Below are 24,206 nucleotides of genomic sequence, written 5' to 3'. Positions count from 1 at the left end.
CTACTGATTTCGCTTAGTTCAAACCTTTGAACTCAGCTTTACCGCGATATGCAGCATTCGTCAATTCTTCAATACGAAGTAATTGGTTATATTTTGCTACACGGTCAGAACGGCACAGTGAACCAGTCTTGATTTGACCTGCTGCTGTACCTACTGCAAGATCCGCAATTGTAGAATCTTCAGTTTCACCTGAACGGTGTGAAATAACAGTTGTGTAACCATTGGCTTTCGCAAGGTAAATTGCATCAAGCGTTTCAGTCAAAGTACCAATTTGGTTGTACTTGATCAGGATTGAGTTACCTACTTTTTCATCGATACCGCGTTGTAAGATTTTCGGGTTAGTAACGAACAAGTCATCACCGACCAATTGAATCTTGTCACCTAAGATCGAAGTGAGGTAAGACCAACCTTCCCAATCAGACTCATCTAAACCATCTTCAATTGAGATAATTGGATATTGATTTACAAGACCAGCTAAATAGTCAGAGAATTGGTTGCTTGTGAATGCTTTGTTGCCTTCACCTGCAAGAATGTACTGACCATTTTTGTAGAATTCTGAAGATGCACAGTCAAGCGCCAACATGATGTCAGAACCCGCTTTGTAGCCAGTCTTCTCAATAGCTTCAAGAATAACTGTGATTGCTTCTTCGTTAGAACGTAAGTTTGGCGCAAAACCACCTTCATCACCCACTGCTGTGTTTAAACCTTTTTGATTCAATACAGATTTTAATGAGTGGAAAATTTCTGCACCAGCACGTAATGCTTCAGAGAATGAAGTAAAGCCCACTGGCTCAATCATGAACTCTTGAATATCAACGTTGTTGTCTGCGTGTGAACCACCATTTAAGATGTTCATCATTGGTACAGGCATGGTTAAAATGCTGTTGTTACGAAGGTCTGCGATGTATTGGAAAAGAGGAATTTTCTTTTCATCAGCAGCAGCGCGCGCAGCAGCCAAAGACACGGCTAAAGTTGCGTTAGCACCTAATTTTTCTTTGTTTTCAGTACCATCAAGCGCAATCATGGTGTTGTCGATGTCTTTTTGTTCAAACACAGACTTACCAAGTAAAGCATCACGAATTAAAGTATTGACGTTATTTACCGCAGTTTTAACGCCTTTACCCAAGTAACGTGCTTTATCGCCATCACGAAGTTCTAGAGCTTCACGAGAACCAGTTGAAGCACCTGATGGTGCACATGCACGGCCAACTACGCCAGATGCTAAGATTACGTCTGCTTCGATGGTTGGGTTACCACGAGAGTCCAAAATTTCACGTGCACGAATGTCAACGATTTGGCTCATGAACAATTCCTCAGTTGATTAATAACGTGATGCTTTAGGCATCAATGAGTCTATAATTTAATATGGATCTAATTTAGTGTGTATCTAGCTTTTGGAAACCTTTTACCAAGGTATCCAATTCTTTAAGCTGTGCCAAGAACGGCTCAAGTTGTGATAGACGCAATGCACATGGGCCATCACACTTTGCCTGCTCTGGTTCAGGATGTGCTTCTAGGAATAAACCTGCCAAGCCAGTTGCCATACCTGCACGTGCCAAGGTGGTAATTTGTGCACGACGACCACCTGCCGAATCTGCACGACCACCCGGAGTTTGCAAAGCATGGGTTACATCAAAGAACACAGGTACATTCATTTCTTTCATGATGTCAAAGCCCAGCATATCGACAACCAAGTTGTTGTAACCAAATGCTGAACCACGCTCACAAAGAATCAATTTGTCATTCCCTGCTTCTAAACACTTATGCAAAATATGACGCATTTCGTGCGGCGCAAGGAATTGTGCTTTTTTGATGTTGATAATGGCTTGAGTTTTTGCCATCGCTTCAACCAAATCGGTTTGGCGACTTAAAAACGCAGGAAGCTGAATAATATCTGCCACTTCTGCCACAGGCGCAGCCTGATACGGCTCATGCACATCGGTAATAATTGGCACATTAAAATGCTTTTTAATGTCAGCCAGCCATTCAATGCCTTTTTCTAAACCGGGACCACGAAATGAGTTCAGGCTAGAACGGTTGGCTTTGTCAAAACTGGCTTTGAATACATACGGGATATTTAAGCGTGTGCAAATATCCACATAAGTTTCAGCAATTTCAAATGCAAGGTCTTTAGACTCAAGTACATTCATGCCGCCAAACAATACAAATGGCAAATGATTCGCCATTTGTATATCACCCAAACGTACAATTTCTTGTGGTTTTAATTGTGACATTTCAACTTCCTAGTTTATCCCTAAAGCCATCTTATTTGGTTTTTTGATGCTGTTGTTTTGCCGCACCGATAAAGCCAGCAAACAATGGATGTCCATCACGTGGCGAGCTGGTAAATTCTGGGTGGAATTGTACCGCAATAAACCAAGGATGTTGCGGAATTTCAACAGTTTCAACCAAGTGCTGAATTGGTGAATAACCCGAAATTTTAAGACCTGCTTCTTCAAGCACAGGGATATAACGGTTATTCATTTCATAGCGATGGCGATGGCGCTCTACAATTTCTGCAGAACCATACACTTCACGAGTTTTCGTACCTTCAACTAATTCAGATTTTTGTGCACCTAAACGCATAGTGCCACCCAAGTCAGAATCGACAGAACGCTGTTGAACTTCGCCGCGCTCATCTAACCATTCAGTAATCAAACCAATAAGTGGCGACTTAGTCGAACGGTTAAACTCTGTTGAACTTGCATCGGCAATACCTGCCACATTACGTGCATATTCAATCACAGCCAATTGCATACCCAAACAGATTCCCAAGAATGGGACACCGTTTTCACGTGCATATTTGATGGCTTGCATTTTACCTTCGGTACCGCGCTCACCAAAGCCGCCCGGAACTAAAATTGCATCGGCATCTTTAAGTACAGTATTAACGTCTTGGCTTTCAAGGTCTTCTGCATTGACATAGTCAATTTCAACTTTGACGCGGTTTTGAATACCCGCATGCAATAATGCTTCGTTTACAGATTTATAGGCATCTGGCAGTTCAACATATTTACCCACCATCGCCACACGAACGCTGTATTCAGGGTTCAATAATGCATCAACTACGTTATCCCAATCAGATAAATCTGCTTCTGGAAGATCATTGAAGCCAAAACGCTCACAAATTAAATCATCAACGTCTTGTTCATAGAATGTACGCGGAATTTGGTAGATGGTTTTGGCATCTTTACATACCACAACCGCACGTGCTTCTACGTTGGTAAATAACGCAATTTTACGGGTAGTGTCAGCATCAACATCATGTTCAGTACGGCAGATGAGAATATCTGGCTGAATACCGATAGATAACAATTCTTTAACTGAGTGTTGAGTTGGCTTGGTTTTTAACTCTGCTGCAGATTTGATATATGGCAATAAAGTTAAGTGCATGAGCATAGTACGCTTATGCCCTAATTCCACCATCAATTGACGTACAGATTCCATGAATGGGAGAGATTCAATGTCGCCTACTGTACCGCCAATTTCTACGATTGCGACATCGTAGCCTTCGCCAGCGCGAAGTACACGTTCTTTAATATTATCGGTAATGTGTGGAATCACCTGAACAGTACCGCCCAAGTAATCACCACGGCGCTCTTTGTTTAGAACGTCTTGATACACGCGACCAGATGTAAAGTTATTTAACTTGGTCATTTTCGCACGACGCAAGAAACGTTCGTAATAACCCAAATCTAAGTCAGTTTCGGCACCATCCTCTGTGACAAAAACTTCACCATGTTGGAAAGGACTCATTGTCCCTGGATCGACATTAATGTATGGATCCATTTTGACCATGGTTACTTTTAAACCACGGGCTTCTAAAAGTGCAGCAACTGAAGCAGCTGAAATACCTTTACCTAGTGATGAAACTACACCACCAGTCACGAAAATAAAATGGGTCATTGGGTTTCTCGTACAATCGAGCCTAAATCGGCCTGCAATGTTGCGCAATTTTACTTTACTCTGCACCAATAAAGCAAAGTCATTCCGCATCAATTCATAGAACAATAAACAATTGGTTATTCTATCAGCATTTCCTATAAAAAATTAGAACTTCTTGAGAGGATTTTCATCTGTCATTTTATTGCTATAATACGTCCGTCTATCCGATCTTTTATTTTGTGCAATTATGAATAAGAAACTTTTAATTTGTGGTGCAATTGCAACGGCGTTGTTATTAACTGCATGTGTAAAAAAAGAACAGCCAAAGCAAGATGAGCAAGAACAAGTAGAGGTTCAAACTGAACAAACTACTGAAACTGCTCAATTTGAACCACTAGAACCTGTTGAAAACATTCAAGATGCTGAACCAGAAGCGCCTGCACAGGTAGAAGTGGAGCGCACTGAAACAGCGAACACCACAACTGAAATCCGTCGTGAAACACCTGCACAACCTGCTGCTGCACCTGCGCCTGCGCCGAAAGCGGCAGCTCCTGTAGCAGAAGATAAACCAACTCAAGCACGTCCAAGCAATAACACAGGTGCTCAATCTGAAGATGATGCTGTTGCCGCTGCGATTGCTGCTGCAACCCCAGCACTTGAGAACTAAGTGCTCATTAAAACTAAGCTTTAAGTTAAAGTCAGTTTTAAGGTGTAAGTTCTTATCTTAGATTTGAATTGACGTTAAAAAACCCAGTCATTGTGTACTGGGTTTTTTATTCATTTGGATGAGTCTTCGCTGAGATAACTCGTGAATACATTTGCAATACAGCTACCTATTTCTATATAGGTTTGTGCGCTTCACTTTAACTTGCCTGCAGCAACTGCGATTGCACTTTAAAATAATTAGAAATTAAACGCGATGCCCAAGATTTAGTAAAACCGACACCTTCATAAAAACCACAATGACTGCCTTTACGGGTCGTCACTACCATAATATTTGGCATTTTCCGTATGGTTTCTTTATAAGGATCAAAGTTTTTGATGTGGCACACTGGGTCATCTTCTGCATTTAAAACCATAAGCGGAATTTTGACATTCTCAAACACATAAATTGGGTTAATGGCTTGTGTGTAGCTGTCATAATCTTCAAAACCCGCCAATTCAAAATACGCCTTTTCAAACTCTGCCAATGTAGTCGCACTTAACACTTGCGATAAAGATTTTACGTTTTGCCAAATGTCCTGATGGGGCTGAATAAAAAACTGGAATAATTTTTTGGTCATTACTTTACTGTAAAAAGGATGCACATGCTGAAAGCCTAGTTCAGTGTTATATCCTGGGCACAGTGCAAACGCGGCTTTAATTGGGGTTTGCTCGCCTTCTTCGCCCAAATAGCGCACCAATAATCCTGTCCCTGCGGAAGAACCAACAGCATATAATTCAGATTGTGGAAATTGTTGCTGAATAAACACTATTTGTTCACGCAAATCATGCGTCGAACCAAACAGATTCATTTGTGGTACAGGCATAGGTAAATTGCCATGCCCACGACGTAAACATAAGGCAATACGCCACTGTGTCTGTTGATGTAAATCGCGCACCAACTCACGCATACTTTCCAAAGAACCTGTAATGGTATGCATTAAAACAATTGTGGGAGTATCTGCAGGTAAGTCATAACCCACCCAAGCAACTGCGGTGATACCGCCATCTTGCATAGTGAGTTGATCAACCCGATCATACTGCTGACGAATGGTTTTCTTTTTAATTAAATCAAAATATAAAAGATGCGCATGTGTATTGGACAGCCACGGTGTTGGACGGTATTTTTCTTTGAGCTGTGGTAAATAATCCAATACCCGACGGATTTCTCCATGTGGATGATAATACAACGTCGGTAAATCTGCGCCTGTGACCTGATCTAAAACCGCTTGTGTAATTTTCGCTATTTTTTGTAATGTAGACATCATTTTACTCCCAAGCAATACATGCACTTTCAAGCATGCCAACCCGAAACCGATTTCTATAAAACAACTTCATTGCCATACACACGCGGTATTTTATTTTTCGGTTGGCATAAAGGCAGCCATACGTTGTCCCATTTGCACAGCCAATGCCTCTAAACCACTTTTCGGGCGAATCATCACTTCAAAGTCCACAATTTGTCCTTGTGTATTGAATTGAATCATATCAATTCCTTTAAGTTTTTTATCTCCCACATTGGCGGAAAATTCAAGTACAACATTGCAACCATCTTCAGTATAAAACTCACGGTGATAAGTAAAGTTTTCAAAGACCTGAATTACATTGGTCAAAATAAAAAATACCACTTGTTTACCCGCATAAGGTTGGTACGCTACAGGTGAACGAAACACCACATCATCTGCCAGCAATTCACTCAAAATAGACATATCATGGTTTTGCAGCATTGTATGCCAACGCTGTACCGCTAATTTTGTTGTTTCCAAAGTCATGTTAAGTTCCTTTTTTTTGTTTTGATATTTCATTTCTATGCAGAGTCCCTGAGTGAGACTGAAGCACTGCTGCACTGGGCAGAAGCGATTATTAACTCTCTCCCCAGCCCCCTCCCAAAGGAGAGGGAGAAGGAATTACATTAAATTTTCGCTGCCAATTCAGCACCCTGACGAATTGCACGTTTGGCATCTAACTCGCCTGCTTCTTTCGCCCCACCAATTAAATGCACATTTTTGCCTGCTGCCTGTAATTGCTCATACATGGCGGTGTAAGACTCTTGCCCTGCACAAATCACCACATGATCAACTTCGAGCACTGTACTTTGACCATTGACGGTGATGTGCAAGCCTTGATCATCAATCAGGTCATAACTTGCCCCTGCAATCATTTTAACGTCACGGTTTTTTAAACCTGTACGATGAATCCAGCCTGTTGTTTTACCCAAGCCAGCACCCACGGATGATGCTTTACGTTGCAATAAATAAATTTCACGTGGCGATTCTTCAACTTTTGCTGCTTTTAAACCACCGACATGCGCATAATTGGTATCAATTCCCCATTCATCGTAGAATTTTTCAGGATTTAGACTACCACTTTCACCTTCATGGCTTAAATATTCTGCAGTATCAAAACCAATACCACCAGCGCCAATAATCGCAACACGTTGACCTACAGGCTTACGCTCTTTTAATACCTCAATATAGCTCAGCACTTTAGGGTGATTAATACCTGCGATATCCAATTGACGCGGGGTTACACCTGTTGCCACAACCACATCATCGAAGTCAGCATTGAGCAATTGTTCAAAACTAGCCGTATGATTCAATACCAATTTAATATTCGGTTGCAGCTCAATTTGGCGTTTGAAATAGCGCAAAGTTTCGTAAAACTCTTCTTTACCAGGAATGGTTTTAGCAATATTAAACTGCCCACCAATTTGATTCGATGCTTCAAAAATCGTCACCTGATGCCCACGTTCTGCAGCATAGGTTGCAAAGCTCAAACCTGCAGGCCCTGCACCAATCACCGCAATTTTTTTAGTCTGTGTTGCTTCTTTAAAAATGAGTTCTGTTTCATGGCAAGCACGTGGATTGACCAAACATGAAGCAATCTTCATTGAGAAAATATGGTCTAAACAAGCTTGGTTACAACCAATACATGTGTTGATTTCATCACTGCGACCTTGCTCTGCTTTTTGCACAAAGAAAGCATCTGCCAACATTGGACGTGCCATCGATACCATATCGGCATGTCCTGCAGCCAAAACATGCTCAGCCATTTCAGGGGTGTTAATACGGTTTGAAGTGATCAGTGGCACTTTAACCAAACCTTTTAATTTCTCTGTCACCCATGTAAAAGCTGCGCGAGGGACTTTGGTAGCAATGGTTGGGATACGTGCTTCATGCCAGCCAATCCCTGTATTGATAATGGTTGCACCTGCTTTTTCAATCGCTTGTGCCAATTGCACCACTTCTTCAAAACTCGAACCGCCTTCGACTAAATCCAACATCGACAAGCGGTAAATAATAATAAAGTTTTCACCCACTTCTGCACGGGTACGTTTAACAATTTCAATTGGGAAACGAATACGGTTTTCATAACTGCCGCCCCATTCATCATCACGATGGTTGGTACGCGCAACAATAAACTCATTAATTAAATAGCCTTCCGAACCCATGATTTCGACACCATCATAGCCTGCGTATTGTGCCAATTTGGCACAATTCACAAAGTCGGCAATGGTTTGCTGTACTTCTGCCGATGTTAGTGCATGTGGTTTACTTGGGTTAATCGGTGCCTGAATTGCTGACGGTGCGACAATATCGGGCTGATAGGAATAACGTCCCGTATGTAAAATCTGTAAAGCAATTTTGCCGCCTGCATCATGCACAGCCTGAGTCACCACTTTATGTTTTTCTGCTTCTTGACGAGTATCAAGTTTATTGCCGCCCGCAAAGGTTAAGCCTGCATCATTCGGTGAAATACCACCTGTTACAATCAGCCCAACGCCACCTTTGGCACGCTCTGCATAAAAAGCCGCCATACGTTCGTATCCACCCGGTGCTTCTTCTAGTCCAACGTGCATTGAACCCATTAAGACCCGATTTTTTAAAGTGGTAAAGCCTAAATCTAAAGGCGCAAGTAAATGTGGATAGTCAGACATAGAATCTCCCTGCTGGCAAAAATGCTGGCTGTTTTATGCTTAATGCAACTTGTTGCATACTTTTATATTCTAGATTTAATTTTTATGCAACATGTTGCATAATTACAGCTGAAAAAAATAAAGTTGCTCTGTTTATGTCGCTCGCTCACGTTTTATTGACCAGTTTAATTGAAAAACCCAGTAACGGTATTGAATTGGCACGCCGTTTTGACCGCTCTATGGGGTTTTTCTGGAATGCGACCCATCAACAAATTTATCGCGAACTAAATACCATGCTGAAAAAAGGTTGGATTTCAACCTTAGAAGATGAAGATTCTAGCAGTCGTAGCAAAACCTATCAGGTAGAAGCTTTGGGGCGGCATGAACTGGCAAACTGGATGGTCGAGCAAAGCCCGCCTGCACAATTACGCGAAGAACTTATGGTACGTTTACGTGCCGAAGCCCAACTTGGCGGCAACAGCGTCTTACCCGAACTAGAACGACATTTGCTGCTTCACAAAGCCAAGTTGCACACCTATCAACAGATTTTTGCCAAAGACTTTAGCCAAGCACCTGCGAACAACCGTACCCTGTATATTCATAAAATGATTTTGCAGCTAGGGATAGATCAGGAAATTGGCTGGATTGAATGGCTAGAAAATGTGATTCCTGAACTGAAAAAGTTTGATGCCGAAGCCTCATCTTAAAAGTATATTTTTAAGTAATAGCAACCACATCAATGTGAAATCAGGGTTGCTCACCATACAGAAATGATCAGGCTATGCTATAAAGAATAACGCATCTTTAATTACAACCATGCAAGGAAATGCTGATGCCTTTTTACCGCATGCCCGATGGCGAAGCTCTATTTGTACGTGAATTTGGTCAAGGTGAGCCTGTGGTTGTGCTTTCAGGTTTAGGCATGCACAGTTGGCAATGGTTGCCATTTCTGTATCAACATAAAAAGCAGTATCGTTTTATTATTCCAGACTGGCGTGGTTTTGGGGGTTCAAACCTGTGTGCCGTTCCAGAACTGGATGCTATTTCGAGCCATTGGCAAGATTTAAACAGTCTGCTTCAACAACAGAACCTGCAACAATTTAAACTGATTGGCTATTCCATGGGGGTAACCACTGCCATGCATGGCATGCAATATGGACAATTGGCTGCGCATTTAAGCAGTTATTTACAAATTGACCAAGCACCAAAAATTGGGGTAGATGAAAACTGGCCTTATGGCTTATTTGGCAATCAACATCAACAATTTAAACAGTTATTGATTCATCTGTCCGAGTTTTTACATGATCACGCGCAATATACTGATATTCAACAAATGGATGTGTTGCAGCGTAAAAACTTAGTCGAACTTTGGCTAGAATTTATAGAATTACAAGCCAGCAATAAAATCAGTCCGTTTTTATTTAAACTGGCCGTCAAACGTCCTGTTTTACAACGCTATATTTTACCTACACAGCGTTTAGATTATTTACGCTGGTATATCGACAATTATTTACACCATCAGGAAGATTATCGTGAGGCTTTAACTCAACTGGGTTGTCCGACAGTCTTTTTTACAGGCGCACAATCGACCTTGTATGCGGCAGAAGGACAACGTCAAGTGGTAGAAGCTATGCCGAATGCGAAACAAGTCATATTTCACCAATCTGGGCATACCCCTTTACTGACCGAACCGTTGAAATTTAATCAGGAAATTAGCCAATTTTTAAAACTAAACAGCTAAAGTAAAACGGTGGAAAATGTGGTTTGCAATATTTTCCACCGTAGCATCATTAGATCTAGATTTAATTGGCAAAAGCCGCGATACCCGTTTGCGCACGACCTAAAATTAGCGCATGCACATCGTGCGTCCCTTCATAGGTATTCACGACTTCCAAATTGACCAAATGCCGCGCCACGCCATATTCATCACTGATACCATTCCCACCAAGCATATCGCGCGCCATACGAGCAATCTCTAAGGCCTTGCCACAGTTGTTGCGTTTAATCAGCGAAGTACCTTCGAGTGAAGCAATACCCTCATCTTTCATACGACCAAAACGTAAAGCAATTTGTAAACCCAGCGCGATTTCGGTTTGCATATCGGCAAGTTTCTTTTGAATGAGCTGATTGGCCGCCAAAGGACGTCCGAACTGAATCCGATCCATCGTATATTGATGCGCAGTATGCCAACAAAACTCAGCCGCACCCATAGCACCCCAAGCAATGCCATAACGTGCACTATTTAAACAAGTGAACGGCCCTTTTAAACCACGCACTTCAGGTAACATATTTTCTTCATGCACAAAAACATTGTCCATGACAATTTCACCTGTGATTGAAGCGCGTAAACCAACCTTGCCTTGAATGATTGGTGCAGAAAGTCCATCCCAACCTTTTTCTAAAATAAAACCGCGAATATCACCCACTTGCCCATCTGCTGAAACTTCTTTTGCCCACACCACAAATACATCGGCAATTGGACTATTGGTAATCCACATTTTCGCACCGTGTAAACGATAACCGCCTGCAACTTTATGTGCTCTGCTGTTCATACTGCCAGGGTCGGAGCCAAAATCAGGTTCAGTCAGACCGAAACATCCCACCCATTCACCCGAAGCAAGTTTGGGTAAATATTTCTGTTTTTGTGCTTCACTGCCAAACTCATAAATTGGCACCATCACCAATGAGCTTTGTACACTTGCCATAGAACGATAGCCTGAATCGACCCGTTCAATTTCACGTGAAATTAATCCATAACTCACATAATTTAAACCTACACCGCCATATTGTTCAGGTATGGTTGAGCCTAACAAACCAAGCTCACCCATTTCACGGAAGATGCTGCGATCTACCGTTTCATGTCTAAACTGATCACGTACCCGCGGCAGTAATTTTTCCTGACAATAAGCATAGGCACTATCACGAATCATACGTTCGGTTTCAGTCAATTGCTGTTCAAGCAAAAAAGGATCTTTCCAATCAAATTTCACTTTTTCACTGTGAGTTGCAGGCGTGTGATTTGGCGATGGATTGTGTTGTGACATGGCATCCTCTGCACATTATTATAGGTTCTGGTTCATCAATATTTGATTTTGCAGCGTCATACTACTTTACTTTATGTTCTATCATTAAAATGAAATAACAAGCAATAAAAAGTGAACTTTGATTCAATTATTCAGCAAAGTTATAGACAGCACTAAACTTTCACATATTTAGATACTTAAAATTCTGAAAAAATGAGCTGTAGATTTGTGTTTCTATTTTCGGCACTTATACTCAAATCTAACCATCCATCAAGAGAATAAAACATGCGTAAATTAGTGGTTTTTTCGGGTGCAGGTATGAGCGCAGAAAGTGGAATCAACACCTTTAGAGATGGTGATGGCTTATGGGAAAAACATCGCGTGGAGGATGTCGCAAGTCCTGAAGCATGGGCAAGGAATCCTGAATTAGTCCAACGCTTTTATAATGAACGTCGTAAAAACATTCTTAATGCGCAGCCTAACTTGGCGCATCGCTTAATTGCTGAACTTGAAGATGATTTTGATGTACAAGTGATCACCCAAAATATTGATGATTTGCATGAACGTGCAGGCAGTTCAGAAGTTTTGCATTTACACGGCAATATTCGTTTAGCCAAAAGCTCAGGGCCTCATGCACAATACACGACAGAATTTTTTCCAATTGAAGGTGACTCGCTGAACTTGCAACAGGATCTTTGCCCACAAGGCTATCCTTTACGTCCGCATGTGGTCTGGTTTGGCGAAGCAGTTCCTGCCTATGAAGAAGCACTGGATTTGATTCAAGATGCCGATATTTTTATTGTGATTGGTACAAGTTTGGTGGTGTACCCTGTTGCTGGATTAGTACACGAAATTCCTGCAAATTGTCAGGCTTATTATATTGACCCAAAAGCCATGCAAGCCCAACTTCCTGCTCAATTTCAACGGATTTCCAAAACTGCCACTGAGGGCATGCAGCAATTGTTCGATCAATTACATCAAGTTTAAAGTAATTACAGTATCTAAATTTTTCCACTTGTAAGATGTCATCAACATGCTTAGGCTATTTTGACATCTTGCAGGATTGCATCATTTTCATAATAGTTTTAGGTATCTCTTTAAAACTTTGTTACCATCGCTCTTTCTCTGTGTTTGTGATGTTTACTGCATATGACCTCATCTTATCAGCAACAACTTGATGCAAAAGTTGCCCGTATTTCTGCCCAATTTGCCGAATATAACCCGCCTGCCTTGCAAGTATTTGCCTCACCAGAACACAACTACCGTATGCGGGCAGAGTTCCGAATTTGGCATATTGAAGATGATCTGTTTTATGCCATGTTTGAACGCAGTGAAGATAAGCAGAAAAAAGTTATTCGTGTAGATGAGTTTCCGATTGCAGACCGCAGCATTAACTTATTAATGCCAAAGCTGTTAGCCGCCCTGAAAGCCGATCCCGTATTATCGGCTCGTTTATTTGAAGTGCATTTTTTAGCGACTTTAAGTGGCGAAATGTTGGTTTCACTGCTTTATCACCGCAAACTTGAATCTGATTGGGAGCCTGCAGCCCAAGCTTTGAGCAAAGCATTAAACATTAAACTGATTGGACGCAGCCGTGGGCAAAAATTCGTGCTATCCGATGAGTATGTAGTTGAACAATTACAGGTTTTTGAGCGCACTTATACCTATAAGCAAATTGAAAGCAGCTTTACCCAGCCAAACGCGCAAGTTTGCCAAAAAATGCTGGAATGGGCATGTACGGTTGCCGAATATTCTGAGCAAGATTTATTAGAACTTTATTGTGGTAATGGTAACTTTACCCTGCCGCTATCGACTCGTTTCCGTCGTGTACTTGCCACAGAACTGGCTAAATCTTCGGTATATGCAGCGCAGTGGAATATTGAACAAAACCAGATTGAGAATATTCAAGTGGCACGCTTATCGGCTGAAGAGTTTACTCAAGCCTATAACGGTGAGCGTGAATTCCGCCGCTTGCAAGAAGCGAACATTGATCTTGCAAGTTATGATTTTGATACGGTCTTTGTCGATCCGCCACGCGCAGGAATTGACGATGACACCTTAAAACTCCTACAGCGTTTTAAACGTATTATTTATATTTCGTGCAACCCAGACACTTTGCATGACAATTTAAAAACCTTGTGTCAAAGCCATAAAGTGACGAAATTTGCACTGTTTGATCAATTCCCATACACCCATCATGTTGAATCGGCTGTTTTACTGGAAAAGATTTAAACAATTTGTTGCATTTTTCTTCAATATTTACAAGTTCTGCTTTTGAGCACTTGTAAATATTATGATGTAAATGAATCAGTTAAAGCATTACAAGCCCTTTAGCTGTCATAATTTCGTTAAAAAAATGCAATATCATCGAAAATTCTGCAACTCGATTGCTGCTTTTATCACTTAGGTCGACTTGATTTATTTTTTATATTGGCTATATTTCGATCTATGTTAGGTTGTGAATGAAGGCTGTATGAGTTTTTGGCAAAAGTTGTTCTCTACAGAACAGCAAAACGAGCATAAAAATCAAATTGCTTGTGTTGAAAATGATTGCTCTTGCAAGACAAATGAACAACTTCTCGAAGCTTTAACCAAAGCCACAGATGAAGATGTCATTATCGGGATTAAGAAGGTTCTCGCTTCGCGAGGTTATAGCCGCAAAGAGTTAAATGAACTCCAGCATCTACCATTCCAGTAATGGAATATGATAAAAAAGGCATTTAGTTGAACTAAGTGCCTTTTTTAATTGCTTCAAATATATTGGCACTTAAAACAATAAATTTTATAAATCTTAATACGTGCTTGAGCTTGCACAAAAACGCTAATCTTTTCAAACGCAGTCAATCATATCTTCATAATCATGCGCTAATATTTCTACACATAATCATCACACCAATAAATTCGAATTATTCAAACAGAGAAAATGACAATGAAAAAAACTAGCCTTAGCTGTCTTGCCCTACTCAGCCTAAGTTTAACAGCCTGTAGCCCAATGCCGAAAGAATGTGCCGAAACTTGGGAGAAAATGGAAAGTTTTGCTAAAAACATGGGTATTTCAGATGAGCAACTTAAACAACAAAAAAAGCAATTTGAAAATGAAGTCAAACAAATGAAAAGCGAAGAAGCAGTCAAAATCTGCAGGATGCAAGGCACAGCCTTAGGTTTTATTGGACAATAAATTCAGCCAAGCCAAAACCAAATTCCAATGTTAGGGTTTACAGCCTTGATGATCTATATAAGCTAAAATTGGACCTAAATTGCGATGTGGATGAGTATGACGTTGTAATTGCGGAATATACGCTGTAGAAATCGAACCATCTAAATACAAGGCATTTGGCGTTTGCAGTTCATCTTTAAAAAAGGTGGCAAATTGATGAAAAGTTACGGGCGTCTTGCTAATCACAAAGTACAGGCTTTGGTCTTTTAACCCAACCCCATTTCTAATTTTATAAGAAGTACTGTCTGCCAAAAAACGTGAATTTAACTGGCGATTAATAACTAACATTGGGCCAGACTGTGTCGCATACTGCGCTTTGAACGCTTGATTGGCATATTGTTGGGTTGTTCCTAAAAACACCCGTTGATGATTCCACGCCAGTACACCACTGGGCTGAATTAAAAAAATTCCCCCATCCCTGTTGCTGTCGGTTCAGCTTTTTAAGTTGTCGTCCTTGTTCCACATACAAACCCACGGGCGAATAATCTGGATGAAACATGCCTGCATTCATGGCAAATTGCATGTTTTCACAAGACTGTAGATTTTTTTGTAGTTGTGAAATTTGCAGATATGGTTTCCCTTGCCGATCTTTCAGATATAAGCCTAACTGTGACAACTGTGTCACTTCCACCACATCTGCATTGATTTTACTGTTGTTAACCGTCCATGCGCGAATTTCCGCTTGTGCAGTAGGCGTGCAGAATAAATAACAGAGCAATAAGCACTTCCACCGAGAACAAAACATTATCATCTCCATACCTGCTATGTTACAAATTGTGCATATAACTGAATGGGTTATCGCATATTTGCTTCAGACGCAGTACACTATAAAACCTGATTTCTTTTCTCTACTCATGTTACTTTATTGGTCAAGCGTACGATGCTCAAGCAGAAAACACGATTTCCTTTAGGGGCACATTTAATTGTGAAACACTTCGGCTATAGCCATCATGGTATCTATGCCGGGCGTGGTCGCGTGATTCACTATTCGGGTTTTGCACATCTTTTTAAAAAACACCCGATTGAAATGACCAGTATTGAAAAGTTTAGTCACGGCAAAAATTTTATTGTGCAGTCGTATCATGCGCCCAAGTATAAAGGCCGCAAAGTGGTACGCCGTATGCGCTCCAGAATGCATGAAAACAATTATCATCTGATTATGAATAACTGTGAACATTTATGCACTTGGGCAATTACAGGTGTGGAAAGCAGTCCGCAAGTATTTAAGATGATGGATCGTTTGACCACCATTGGGTATGTCAGCTCATTGATGAGTTATATGAATAGTATGATGCTGACCCTGACCACCACTTGCTTTGCTTTAGTGCTCTATATTAAGAAGAAACTACGCGATAAAGCCAAAATGCAGTTACCGCAAATCCTGATGAAGCAGGAACAGCATAAAAACCGCTGATTGCTGCCATTTTAGCGACACTGTATATCTCACAAAATATTCTATAAATCTTAAATAGACAAAATCAAAAGCCCAACCTGAATTGATCAAGTTGGGCTTTTAAGTTGCAAGCTAAAAGCTAAATAAGGTGTTACTTGCCTGGCTTAAAGCTGTCTTTTAAGTCTAAAATACGGTTAAACACTGGTTTTTCCGCACTGTGATCATACTGATCTGCAACAAAATAACCTTCTCGTTCAAATTGGAAACGATCTTCAGGTTGTGCTTTTGCCAATGCAGGTTCAACAATGGCTTGTACCACAGTCAACGATTCGGGGTTTAAATTCGCCAAGAAATCATCACCCACTTCTGGATCAGACTCAGTAAATAAGCGATCATATAAACGAACTTCTGCCGCAACGCCTTTACTTGCAGATACCCAGTGAATCACGCCTTTGACTTTACGACCTTCTGGGTTTTTGCCCAAAGTTTCAGGGTCAATTGAACATTTCAGCTCAATGACTTCGCCGTTAGCATCTTTAATCACTTCATCACACTTGATTACATAAGCATGGCGTAGACGCACCTCACCTTCTGGCACTAAACGCTTGAAACCTTTAGGCGGCACTTCTTCAAAGTCTTTACGGTCAATATAAATTTCAGAAGTCAGTGGAATACTACGCTCGCCCATATCTACATTTGGATGACGTGCATGGACTAAATCCAGTGCTTCAGGCAAATTGGTCAAAGTCACTTTAAGTGGATTCAACACCGCCATGCCACGTGCTGCAGTATTTTCCAATGACTGACGGATGCAATATTCAAGCATTGCAACATCCACAATACCATCCGACTTAGACACACCTACACGCTTACAGAAATCACGCAAACCTTCTGGTGTAAAGCCACGACGACGCATACCTACCACTGTTGGCATACGTGGGTCATCCCAACCATTCACAAAACCGCCTTCAACCAATTTACGCAATTTACGCTTAGATGTGATGGTGTAATCAATATTCAAACGGCTAGATTCATACTGACGCGGCACAGCCTCGGATTTCACCTTTTCCACCACCCAATCATAGAATGGACGATGGTCTTGGAATTCTAAAGTACATAGTGAATGAGTAATGCCTTCAATGGCATCTGATAATGGATGCGCATAATCATACATTGGGTACATTTTCCATTTATCGCCCGTTTGGTGATGCGATGAATGTAAAACACGATACAAAATCGGATCACGCATGTGTACGTTTGGTGAAGCCATATCAATTTTGGCACGGAGTACTGCCTGACCTTCGCCTAATTCACCATTGCGCATTTTTTCAAATAAAGCCAAGTTTTCTGCTACTGGCGTATCACGATATGGCGAATTTTTACCCGGCTCTACAAAAGAACCACGATTGAGCTTAATCTCATCAGGGGTTTGCAAATCGACATAAGCATCGCCTTGTTCGATCAGCTGAATTGCCCATGTATATAATTGATCGAAATAGCTTGATGCATAGCGTGGTTCGCCATTCCACTCAAAACCCAGCCATTTCACGTCATTGGCAATACCATCAACATATTCTTGTTCTTCTGCATCTGGGTTGGTGTCATCAAAACGTAAGTTACACACCCCTTGATATTCTTGTGCGATGCCAAAGTTCAAGCAAATTGCTTTCACGTGACCAATATGCAAATAACCATTCGGCTCAGGTGGAAAACGTGTCACCACCTGCTGAGTGCGACCCGCCGCAATATCATCGGTAATGACTTGACGTATAAAGTCCAAGCCCGGCTGTTGTTCTTGCTGCACAGCATCGACAGAGGCATTTGAACTTGGTGTCGGGGTGTTTGGCAGAGATGCAACAACATCATTTGGCTTCATAGCAATAAAATCACTTCTAAAATAAAATTGGATAAACTAGGTTACAGAAACTTCAGTAGTGAAGCATACATCACCCATTAGAACGCTTTTCCTTGTTTTTAACAAAGAAAATAACGTTTTTACTTGCCTTGTAGTTTACAGTTTGCTTATGCTTCTCTCAACCAAAAAACCCATGGCATTCGTGTCCATGTTTAGGAGATTACACAATGAGTTTTCCTCAAGTCGAATTAAACACCAATAAAGGTCGTATTGTTTTAGAATTGAACGCTGAAAAAGCACCAATTACAGTTGCTAACTTCTTAGAATACGTTCGTGATGGTTTTTATGACGGCGTAATTTTCCACCGTGTTATTGATGGTTTCATGATCCAAGGTGGTGGCATGGATGAAAACTTCAAAGAAAAAGCAACACGTGATGCGATTGAAAACGAAGCAGACAACGGCTTAAGCAACGATGTTGGTACAATTGCAATGGCACGTACCCAAGCACCTCACTCTGCTTCTGCACAGTTCTTCATTAACGTAAAAAATAACTCTTTCTTAAACCACACAGGCAAAACTGCACAAGGTTGGGGTTATGCCGTGTTTGGTAAAGTTGTTGAAGGTATGGACGTTGTAGATGCAATTAAAGGCGTGCGTACTGGCAACCGTGGTTATCACGCAGATGTTCCACTAGAAAATGTGGTGATTGAATCTGCAAAAATCATTGCTGAATAAGAATCTTACCCGACCTCGCTTACGCACATCATTTTAAAGTACTGCTTTAAAATTCGTTTAGGGAGGAGAAATCCCTCTTTTAAAAGAGGGATTTCGGGAGATTCCAAGGAATAATTCGTGACCTATCTGTTTATCGCAGATTTACACTTGTCACCAAATCACCCTCGACTTGTTCGGGGGTTTTTAGATTTGCTAGACGCTTATCAAAATAAAAACACCCAACTGTATATTTTAGGCGACTGGTTTAATGCATGGATTGGCGATGATTACACCGCAGCGTGGCTCGATGAAGTTGTTGCACGTTTAAAGCAATTTAGCCAAGCAGGTAATCAAATTTACTTTATTGTCGGCAATCGTGATTTCGCTTTGGGTCAGAAATTTTTAGATCAGTTTTCAGGACAACTCCTGCCCGATGTGTACACGCTGCATATTGGTTCTCAACAGGTACGTTTAGAACATGGCGATGCACTGTGTACCGATGATGTGTCCTATCAAAAATTCCGTAAAATCATTCGCAATCCCATCATTTTAGGGATTTTAAAGAAAACACCTTTGGCTTTTCGGCAAAAACTTGCACAAGGTTTCCGCAAAAAAAGTCAGCAAGCCAATCAAGTCAAAAGTTATGACGTCATGGACGTAAATGCAGATGCTGTGTCACAAGCCTTGCAGCATGCAGATGTGTTAATTCATGGGCATACGCATCGTCCAAATATTCACAATGAACACGGCAAACCTAGAATTGTATTAGGCGATTGGCGCGCAGATGCTGCGCAAATTTTAGAAATTAATCCACAACAAAACAATATGGAATTAAAATTAAAGAAATGGAGTTACTAGGATAAAAGTTGACAACATTAACTTCTAAGACTTGCCAAATCCGTTTTTAATATATTAATATTTCAATAACTTAGTTTTAAAAATTTATAATATGAAATTCAACGTTCAAAAAATAAATGCTGTATTTTCCATTTTTATGCTATTAATATTTTTTGTAGCTGCTATTAATTTAGATGAACACTTATCGTCTTTTGTTCAAAAAAATTTCACTTTTCTATTGATCATTTTCTTATTTAGTATCTCACTCATGCTATATGATTTATTATCAATGATCAAAGCTAAGAAGGATCAGGAGTTTTCTTTTTCAAATAAAAATAAAGAATTAATCAATAAACTAACAAAGCTTTCTTATGAAGAGAAAAACATCTTATCTTTATTTATGAATGACAAAGTTCAAGAAAAAGCATTAAATCCAAATGATCAAGCAGTAGTTTGGCTAGAAACAATTAAATTTATTTTTAATACAGGTAAAACAGAAGGAAATAAAAAAATTTTTAGAATAGAACCCACTCTATCAAAACATCTTCTACAAAATCCAAATAGTTTATATTGAAGAAATACCCAATAAATATTGGACTTTTATATTTTAGTACCCGCCTTCAAACTGAATGACTTCGGCATCTGCTTTATATTTAGCCAACAACTCACGCAGCGAAGTCATCAACACACTGGTATCTACCCCAACTGCCACAAATTCTGTGCCTAAATCCAAATACTTTTGTGTCACTTCATGTTGGGTCGATAAAATCCCTGCTGCTTTGCCTGCTGCACGAATCCGTTGAATCGCATCGACCACAGCGGCTTGTACTTCTGGATGGTTCGGATTGCCTTCATAACCCATCGTGGCAGATAAATCCACCGCACCAATAAACACCCCATCAATCCCATCGACTTGTAAAATAGCATCCAGATTTTCTAAACCTGTGACCGATTCAATTTGAATGAGCAAACAAATATTTTCATGCGCTGTCGCGTAATAATTTGGAATACTGTTCCAGCGAGTTGCACGTGCTAAAGCTGCGCCTACGCCGCGAATACCTTCAGGTGGATAACGTACCGCTTTGACCATCAACTCAGCGTGTTCAACGCTTTCAACCATAGGAATCAGCAAAGTTTGTACGCCAATATCCAACAGTTGTTTAATGAGTTGCACACTGCCAATCGGCGGGCGCACCACCGCTTGAGAGGGATAAGCCGCAATACTTTGTAATTGTGACAAAGTGGTTCTTAAATCACTCGGTGCATGTTCCCCATCAATTAAAAGCCAGTCATAGCCTGCATTGGCGGCAATTTCAGTGCCATACGCATCTGCTAAACCTACCCATAAGCCAATTTGCTGCTGAGTTTTTAATTTACGCTTAAAATAATTGATATATTCCATCCATACACCTTTGGGATGCACCATGCTCAAGTTTATATTTAACGCCTATTTGCTATAAACAACCAATAGTGAAAACGTCTTGCATGATTGAATTTAACACTAAGTTTAAAGATGTTTATGTCGTGCTCATCTCATCTTAACCGCATAAATAGCACATGGATTCATTCCGTTAGCATAGCGAGGCATGTTAAGCTTTTGGCGCACACCTGCCCCAAATATAGTCTTTAAATGGAGATGATTCATGGATTTGCTCAACGTTGCACAAACTCGTTATACGACCAAAGCCTATGATGCGAGTCGCACTATTCCTGCAGAACAATTTGAGCGTTTATTAGAAATTCTGCGTTTAGCACCATCTTCCATTAATATTCAGCCGTGGCATTTTTTTATTGCAGATCGCCCTGAAGCCAAACAACGTATTGCTAAAGCTTTAGTTGGAAAGTACGCCTATAACGCCCCTAAAGTTTTAGATGCTTCGCATACCATTTTATTTTGCACCAAAGCTGACATTAGCGAATTACATTTAGAAAACCTGCTTAATCAGGATGCTGCTAGTGGACGCTTTAAAGATGAAGCCGCTAAACAAGGTCAGAAAGACAGCCGCACAGGTTATGTCGATTACTACCGCAATGAAAAAGGCGATATTCAGCGTTGGGCAGAAAATCAAACCTTTATTGCACTCGGACAAATGCTTTTGGCTGCAGGCATTGAAGGAATTGACGCAACGCCAATTGGTGGTTTTGATGAAGCAATTTTAACTCAAGAACTGCAACTAACTGAGCAAGGACTGATTCCTTCGGTTTTATTGTGTTTAGGCTATCGTAGTGAACAAGATTTTAATGCCAAACTGCCAAAATCACGCCTTGATAAACGCGAGATTTTCACGCAACTGTAAAACAAACATGCGATAACACTAGGGACAAAATTTGTCCCTATTTTTTGGTCTGAATTTTGCTTTATCTATATTTGCAATCTGTACTCAATCTCTATCAAAAATAAAAATGAGGTGTATGATGCTCAATTTAATGCCGCTAAAACTAGAATGCCGACGTTGTAAAAAACTGTATTTATATCAAGCCAAACCAAGCTATCCAACCCTGCGCTGCCCGATCTGCGATAGAACCACAATGCTGCATGGTCTTGCAGAAACTGCAGATTTATTGCGACATCCTTTTCGCTTTATGTTGAGTTATCTTAAACCGTCATGGCATAAGCGAGGCAAAGCACACTAAGCAATGCCAAGCCTAGCCCAATAGTGGTCGTGCTTTTCAGCTTTTCTTTAAAGAACAATACTCCACTGATCACGCCAAATAGCACCACTAAAATATTCATCCCTGCAAATACCACTGCAGGGCTGTCTTTGAGCAGCATGTGAGCTTTGACATACAAGGCAATATTGGCAAAATTCAGTGCACCCAAAATTAAACCTGCACTGATATTTTGCATACTGCCCATGCTTTTATCGCGGATTAAGATATAAGCCATCGCCAAAACAAAAGCACATACAAACATCAAATTCAGCGCAACTGCAAATTGCAGTCCTAAACCTGTGCTGTATTTAAGCAAAACATCAATCAGTGCATAACCCAGCCAAACACAGCTCAAATATAAGATGCCTTGTTGCGCTTTAGCAGACTGCCCTGCAGCACGATGCGAATACAAAATACATAAGACTGCGATAATCCCAAGCGCGATTCCCACAATTTTCAGTTGGCTAAAATTTTCCTGAAAAATAAAATAAGCGGCTGCCAAAGACAAAACCACTGACAAACGCTGTGCAATTTCAGTTTTTAAAATACCTGCGCTGTCTAACGATTTTGCTAATGCTAAAAAGACACTCGGCAACAACACACCCAAACTAATAATGAGCCACCACGGCGTATGTTGGATTGAGATCGTGCCCAAGTTGGGTTTAAACCAGTAAAAACACAACACACTGGCACTGACATAATTCCATGTGATCATCTGCATAGGGTTAAAACCCTGCATTTTGCAGACTTTTAATAAAATAGAGACCAGTACACTACAAAAGGCTGCGGCTACAATCAGTTCCATGACACGCTCGAGGATTGTTTTTGTTCTTGATTGGAAGTTGTGGACTCATCAGTAAAAAGCCCACAAGGACTGTGGGCTTTCGAGTTCTTAATTAAATTAAGAATTATTTGTAACGTTCAACCATTTTCTCTAAAGAAATTGGGCGAATTTTGTCTGCATTACCTGCAGTACCAAATGCTTCATAACGGTCTATACAAATTTGTTTCATTGCATCTACAGTTTTTGCGAAGAATTTACGTGGGTCAAATTCGCTTGGTTGTTCTGCCATCATACGGCGCATTGCACCAGTAGAAGCTAAACGTAAATCTGTATCGATGTTGATTTTACGCACACCATGCTTAATTGCTTCAACCAATTGCTCAACAGGTACACCATAAGTTTCTTTGATGTCACCGCCGTATTGGTTAATCACCGCCAACCATTCTTGTGGTACAGAGCTAGAGCCGTGCATTACAAGGTGTGTATTTGGCAACGCAGCATGAATTTCTTTAATACGGTCAATTGCAAGAATATCGCCTGTAGGTGGACGAGTAAACTTGTATGCACCGTGCGAAGTACCAACAGCAATCGCTAAAGCATCCACATTAGTATCTGCAACGAAGCTACGTGCTTCTTCAACAGATGTTAACAATTGAGAGTGGTCAAGTACGCCTTCTGCGCCCACGCCATCTTCTTCACCTGCCATACCTGTTTCAAGACTACCTAAACAGCCAATCTCACCTTCAACCGATACACCACACGCATGCGCCATTTGCACAGTACGACGCGTCACTTCGACGTTGTATTCATACGACGTTGGTGTTTTACCATCTTCACCCAAAGAACCATCCATCATTACTGATGAAAAGCCTAGTTGGATCGAACGCTGACATACATCAGGGCTTGTACCGTGGTCTTGGTGCATAACCACTGGAATATGTGGCCACTCTTCAATTGCAGCCAAAATCAGGTGACGCAAGAATGGCGCACCTGCATATTTACGCGCACCTGCCGAAGCTTGAACAATTACAGGTGAATTGGTTGCATCTGCGGCTAACATAATTGCGCGCATTTGTTCTAAGTTGTTGACGTTAAACGCTGGAACGCCGTAAGCATGTTCACCGGCATGATCCAAGAGCTGGCGCAATGAAATAAGAGCCATAATATCCTCCCAAATAATGTTGGTTATTCTACCCTGTGATTTGTTTCAATTCAGCAACAAATCG

26 protein-coding genes are annotated in these 24,206 nt (G+C 40.8%); 13 read left to right on the top strand and 13 right to left on the bottom strand.

Going from position 1 to position 24,206, the window contains the following annotated elements; translation table 11 throughout:
* Positions 1 to 13: 13 nt before the first annotated feature.
* The 3 genes from eno to F947_RS06055 form a co-directional block, all read right to left on the bottom strand.
* Entirely contained in the window at positions 14 to 1,303 is a 1,290-nt protein-coding gene (gene eno, locus F947_RS06065; RefSeq protein WP_004973347.1) for a phosphopyruvate hydratase, read from the bottom strand.
* 73 nt (positions 1,304 to 1,376) lie between these two features.
* A complete protein-coding gene (gene kdsA / locus F947_RS06060) occupies positions 1,377 to 2,234 on the bottom strand; it encodes a 3-deoxy-8-phosphooctulonate synthase (RefSeq protein ID WP_004973345.1) in 858 nt (285 codons plus the stop codon).
* Positions 2,235 to 2,265: 31 nt separating this feature from the next.
* Positions 2,266 to 3,906, bottom strand: coding sequence for a CTP synthase (locus F947_RS06055; RefSeq protein WP_004973343.1), 1,641 nt, complete (start codon positions 3,904 to 3,906; stop codon positions 2,266 to 2,268).
* 226 nt (positions 3,907 to 4,132) lie between these two features.
* On the opposite strand from F947_RS06055, the gene F947_RS06050 reads away from it, so the two are divergent.
* Complete coding sequence (locus F947_RS06050) at positions 4,133 to 4,552, top strand: hypothetical protein (RefSeq protein WP_004973341.1); 420 nt, start codon at positions 4,133 to 4,135, stop codon at positions 4,550 to 4,552.
* Between the two features lie 196 nt (positions 4,553 to 4,748).
* Here the strand turns inward: F947_RS06050 and F947_RS06045 are convergent, their stop codons facing one another.
* From F947_RS06045 to F947_RS06035, 3 genes are all read right to left on the bottom strand, one after another.
* A complete protein-coding gene (locus tag F947_RS06045) occupies positions 4,749 to 5,855 on the bottom strand; it encodes a YheT family hydrolase (RefSeq protein WP_026438425.1) in 1,107 nt (368 codons plus the stop codon).
* 90 nt (positions 5,856 to 5,945) lie between these two features.
* A complete protein-coding gene (locus tag F947_RS06040; RefSeq protein WP_004973337.1) occupies positions 5,946 to 6,359 on the bottom strand; it encodes a nuclear transport factor 2 family protein in 414 nt (137 codons plus the stop codon).
* Between the two features lie 140 nt (positions 6,360 to 6,499).
* Entirely contained in the window at positions 6,500 to 8,524 is a 2,025-nt protein-coding gene (locus F947_RS06035; RefSeq protein ID WP_004973335.1) for an NADPH-dependent 2,4-dienoyl-CoA reductase, read from the bottom strand.
* A gap of 134 nt (positions 8,525 to 8,658) precedes the next feature.
* Between F947_RS06035 and F947_RS06030 the strand changes: the two genes are divergently transcribed.
* The gene (locus F947_RS06030) at positions 8,659 to 9,210 is read left to right on the top strand and encodes a PadR family transcriptional regulator (RefSeq protein ID WP_004973333.1); all 552 of its coding nucleotides are present in this window, start codon (positions 8,659 to 8,661) and stop codon (positions 9,208 to 9,210) included.
* Between the two features lie 125 nt (positions 9,211 to 9,335).
* Positions 9,336 to 10,244 (top strand): alpha/beta fold hydrolase, encoded by a 909-nt coding sequence (locus tag F947_RS06025; protein ID WP_004973331.1) that lies wholly within the window; start codon positions 9,336 to 9,338, stop codon positions 10,242 to 10,244.
* A 61-nt stretch (positions 10,245 to 10,305) separates the two neighbouring features.
* Here the strand turns inward: F947_RS06025 and F947_RS06020 are convergent, their stop codons facing one another.
* Complete coding sequence (locus F947_RS06020; RefSeq protein WP_004973328.1) at positions 10,306 to 11,547, bottom strand: acyl-CoA dehydrogenase; 1,242 nt, start codon at positions 11,545 to 11,547, stop codon at positions 10,306 to 10,308.
* Between the two features lie 264 nt (positions 11,548 to 11,811).
* On the opposite strand from F947_RS06020, the gene F947_RS06015 reads away from it, so the two are divergent.
* The 4 genes from F947_RS06015 (at position 11,812) to F947_RS06000 (ending at position 14,704) form a co-directional block, all read left to right on the top strand.
* The gene (locus F947_RS06015; RefSeq protein WP_004973326.1) at positions 11,812 to 12,513 is read left to right on the top strand and encodes an SIR2 family NAD-dependent protein deacylase; all 702 of its coding nucleotides are present in this window, start codon (positions 11,812 to 11,814) and stop codon (positions 12,511 to 12,513) included.
* Positions 12,514 to 12,675: 162 nt separating this feature from the next.
* Entirely contained in the window at positions 12,676 to 13,758 is a 1,083-nt protein-coding gene (gene trmA / locus F947_RS06010; protein ID WP_004973323.1) for a tRNA (uridine(54)-C5)-methyltransferase TrmA, read from the top strand.
* Positions 13,759 to 13,999: 241 nt separating this feature from the next.
* The gene (locus tag F947_RS06005) at positions 14,000 to 14,224 is read left to right on the top strand and encodes a hypothetical protein (protein WP_004973321.1); all 225 of its coding nucleotides are present in this window, start codon (positions 14,000 to 14,002) and stop codon (positions 14,222 to 14,224) included.
* 231 nt (positions 14,225 to 14,455) lie between these two features.
* Positions 14,456 to 14,704: a hypothetical protein gene (locus tag F947_RS06000; protein WP_004973320.1), complete on the top strand. Its 249-nt coding sequence runs from the start codon at positions 14,456 to 14,458 to the stop codon at positions 14,702 to 14,704.
* Positions 14,705 to 14,734: 30 nt separating this feature from the next.
* Here the strand turns inward: F947_RS06000 and F947_RS14835 are convergent, their stop codons facing one another.
* A complete protein-coding gene (locus F947_RS14835) occupies positions 14,735 to 15,103 on the bottom strand; it encodes a phosphodiester glycosidase family protein (protein WP_249399396.1) in 369 nt (122 codons plus the stop codon).
* Positions 15,018 to 15,488: a hypothetical protein gene (locus F947_RS14830; RefSeq protein ID WP_004973317.1), complete on the bottom strand. Its 471-nt coding sequence runs from the start codon at positions 15,486 to 15,488 to the stop codon at positions 15,018 to 15,020. Before F947_RS14830 ends, F947_RS14835 begins: the two co-directional genes overlap by 86 nt.
* A 135-nt stretch (positions 15,489 to 15,623) precedes the next feature.
* Between F947_RS14830 and F947_RS05990 the strand changes: the two genes are divergently transcribed.
* Positions 15,624 to 16,157: a lecithin retinol acyltransferase family protein gene (locus F947_RS05990; RefSeq protein ID WP_004973315.1), complete on the top strand. Its 534-nt coding sequence runs from the start codon at positions 15,624 to 15,626 to the stop codon at positions 16,155 to 16,157.
* Between the two features lie 130 nt (positions 16,158 to 16,287).
* On the opposite strand, the gene F947_RS05985 is transcribed toward F947_RS05990, so the two are convergent.
* On the bottom strand, positions 16,288 to 18,012 hold the full coding sequence (locus tag F947_RS05985; RefSeq protein WP_004973312.1) for a glutamine--tRNA ligase/YqeY domain fusion protein: 1,725 nt from the start codon (positions 18,010 to 18,012) through the stop codon (positions 16,288 to 16,290).
* A 206-nt stretch (positions 18,013 to 18,218) separates the two neighbouring features.
* Between F947_RS05985 and F947_RS05980 the strand changes: the two genes are divergently transcribed.
* The 3 genes from F947_RS05980 to F947_RS05970 all read left to right on the top strand — a co-directional run bounded on the left by F947_RS05980 (position 18,219) and on the right by F947_RS05970 (position 20,118).
* The gene (locus F947_RS05980; RefSeq protein ID WP_004973310.1) at positions 18,219 to 18,728 is read left to right on the top strand and encodes a peptidylprolyl isomerase; all 510 of its coding nucleotides are present in this window, start codon (positions 18,219 to 18,221) and stop codon (positions 18,726 to 18,728) included.
* 117 nt (positions 18,729 to 18,845) lie between these two features.
* On the top strand, positions 18,846 to 19,565 hold the full coding sequence (locus F947_RS05975) for a UDP-2,3-diacylglucosamine diphosphatase (protein ID WP_004973308.1): 720 nt from the start codon (positions 18,846 to 18,848) through the stop codon (positions 19,563 to 19,565).
* Between the two features lie 91 nt (positions 19,566 to 19,656).
* Positions 19,657 to 20,118, top strand: coding sequence for a super-infection exclusion protein B (locus F947_RS05970; RefSeq protein WP_004973307.1), 462 nt, complete (start codon positions 19,657 to 19,659; stop codon positions 20,116 to 20,118).
* Between the two features lie 33 nt (positions 20,119 to 20,151).
* Here the strand turns inward: F947_RS05970 and hpaI are convergent, their stop codons facing one another.
* Positions 20,152 to 20,946, bottom strand: coding sequence for a 4-hydroxy-2-oxoheptanedioate aldolase (gene hpaI, locus F947_RS05965; RefSeq protein WP_004973305.1), 795 nt, complete (start codon positions 20,944 to 20,946; stop codon positions 20,152 to 20,154).
* A gap of 241 nt (positions 20,947 to 21,187) precedes the next feature.
* Here hpaI and nfsB point away from each other — a divergent pair, with 241 nt between their 5' ends.
* Entirely contained in the window at positions 21,188 to 21,841 is a 654-nt protein-coding gene (gene nfsB / locus F947_RS05960; RefSeq protein WP_004973304.1) for an oxygen-insensitive NAD(P)H nitroreductase, read from the top strand.
* Positions 21,842 to 21,956: 115 nt separating this feature from the next.
* The gene (locus F947_RS14240) at positions 21,957 to 22,178 is read left to right on the top strand and encodes a hypothetical protein (RefSeq protein WP_081402487.1); all 222 of its coding nucleotides are present in this window, start codon (positions 21,957 to 21,959) and stop codon (positions 22,176 to 22,178) included.
* Here the strand turns inward: F947_RS14240 and F947_RS05955 are convergent.
* Positions 22,141 to 23,001 (bottom strand): DMT family transporter, encoded by an 861-nt coding sequence (locus F947_RS05955; RefSeq protein ID WP_004973300.1) that lies wholly within the window; start codon positions 22,999 to 23,001, stop codon positions 22,141 to 22,143. The genes F947_RS14240 and F947_RS05955 overlap by 38 nt on opposite strands.
* A gap of 103 nt (positions 23,002 to 23,104) precedes the next feature.
* Complete coding sequence (gene fba, locus F947_RS05950; RefSeq protein ID WP_004973298.1) at positions 23,105 to 24,142, bottom strand: class II fructose-bisphosphate aldolase; 1,038 nt, start codon at positions 24,140 to 24,142, stop codon at positions 23,105 to 23,107.
* Positions 24,143 to 24,206: the final 64 nt, after the last annotated feature.

This window comes from Acinetobacter towneri DSM 14962 = CIP 107472 (genome assembly GCF_000368785.1).
Taxonomy (GTDB): Bacteria; Pseudomonadota; Gammaproteobacteria; order Pseudomonadales; family Moraxellaceae; genus Acinetobacter; species Acinetobacter towneri.
The sequence above is the reverse complement of the archived record's forward strand: the minus strand, read 5'-3'. Positions and strand labels throughout refer to the sequence as shown.

What these genes read in the sequence shown, in the direction of transcription:
- F947_RS05955 (WP_004973300.1), bottom strand. Translation starts at nt 23,001, where the DNA reads ATGGAACTGATTGTAGCCGCAGCCTTTTGTAGTGTACTGGTCTCTATT.
- F947_RS06015 (WP_004973326.1), top strand. Translation starts at nt 11,812, where the DNA reads ATGCGTAAATTAGTGGTTTTTTCGGGTGCAGGTATGAGCGCAGAAAGT.
- eno (WP_004973347.1), bottom strand. Translation starts at nt 1,303, where the DNA reads ATGAGCCAAATCGTTGACATTCGTGCACGTGAAATTTTGGACTCTCGT.
- hpaI (WP_004973305.1), bottom strand. Translation starts at nt 20,946, where the DNA reads ATGGAATATATCAATTATTTTAAGCGTAAATTAAAAACTCAGCAGCAA.
- F947_RS06020 (WP_004973328.1), bottom strand. Translation starts at nt 11,547, where the DNA reads ATGTCACAACACAATCCATCGCCAAATCACACGCCTGCAACTCACAGT.
- F947_RS05970 (WP_004973307.1), top strand. Translation starts at nt 19,657, where the DNA reads ATGAAATTCAACGTTCAAAAAATAAATGCTGTATTTTCCATTTTTATG.
- F947_RS06005 (WP_004973321.1), top strand. Translation starts at nt 14,000, where the DNA reads ATGAGTTTTTGGCAAAAGTTGTTCTCTACAGAACAGCAAAACGAGCAT.
- fba (WP_004973298.1), bottom strand. Translation starts at nt 24,142, where the DNA reads ATGGCTCTTATTTCATTGCGCCAGCTCTTGGATCATGCCGGTGAACAT.
- F947_RS06035 (WP_004973335.1), bottom strand. Translation starts at nt 8,524, where the DNA reads ATGTCTGACTATCCACATTTACTTGCGCCTTTAGATTTAGGCTTTACC.
- F947_RS06030 (WP_004973333.1), top strand. Translation starts at nt 8,659, where the DNA reads ATGTCGCTCGCTCACGTTTTATTGACCAGTTTAATTGAAAAACCCAGT.
- F947_RS06025 (WP_004973331.1), top strand. Translation starts at nt 9,336, where the DNA reads ATGCCTTTTTACCGCATGCCCGATGGCGAAGCTCTATTTGTACGTGAA.
- F947_RS06055 (WP_004973343.1), bottom strand. Translation starts at nt 3,906, where the DNA reads ATGACCCATTTTATTTTCGTGACTGGTGGTGTAGTTTCATCACTAGGT.
- F947_RS05980 (WP_004973310.1), top strand. Translation starts at nt 18,219, where the DNA reads ATGAGTTTTCCTCAAGTCGAATTAAACACCAATAAAGGTCGTATTGTT.
- F947_RS14830 (WP_004973317.1), bottom strand. Translation starts at nt 15,488, where the DNA reads ATGTTTTGTTCTCGGTGGAAGTGCTTATTGCTCTGTTATTTATTCTGC.
- F947_RS06050 (WP_004973341.1), top strand. Translation starts at nt 4,133, where the DNA reads ATGAATAAGAAACTTTTAATTTGTGGTGCAATTGCAACGGCGTTGTTA.
- F947_RS14240 (WP_081402487.1), top strand. Translation starts at nt 21,957, where the DNA reads ATGATGCTCAATTTAATGCCGCTAAAACTAGAATGCCGACGTTGTAAA.
- F947_RS06045 (WP_026438425.1), bottom strand. Translation starts at nt 5,855, where the DNA reads ATGATGTCTACATTACAAAAAATAGCGAAAATTACACAAGCGGTTTTA.
- F947_RS05985 (WP_004973312.1), bottom strand. Translation starts at nt 18,012, where the DNA reads ATGAAGCCAAATGATGTTGTTGCATCTCTGCCAAACACCCCGACACCA.
- F947_RS05990 (WP_004973315.1), top strand. Translation starts at nt 15,624, where the DNA reads ATGCTCAAGCAGAAAACACGATTTCCTTTAGGGGCACATTTAATTGTG.
- F947_RS06040 (WP_004973337.1), bottom strand. Translation starts at nt 6,359, where the DNA reads ATGACTTTGGAAACAACAAAATTAGCGGTACAGCGTTGGCATACAATG.
- trmA (WP_004973323.1), top strand. Translation starts at nt 12,676, where the DNA reads ATGACCTCATCTTATCAGCAACAACTTGATGCAAAAGTTGCCCGTATT.
- nfsB (WP_004973304.1), top strand. Translation starts at nt 21,188, where the DNA reads ATGGATTTGCTCAACGTTGCACAAACTCGTTATACGACCAAAGCCTAT.
- kdsA (WP_004973345.1), bottom strand. Translation starts at nt 2,234, where the DNA reads ATGTCACAATTAAAACCACAAGAAATTGTACGTTTGGGTGATATACAA.
- F947_RS06000 (WP_004973320.1), top strand. Translation starts at nt 14,456, where the DNA reads ATGAAAAAAACTAGCCTTAGCTGTCTTGCCCTACTCAGCCTAAGTTTA.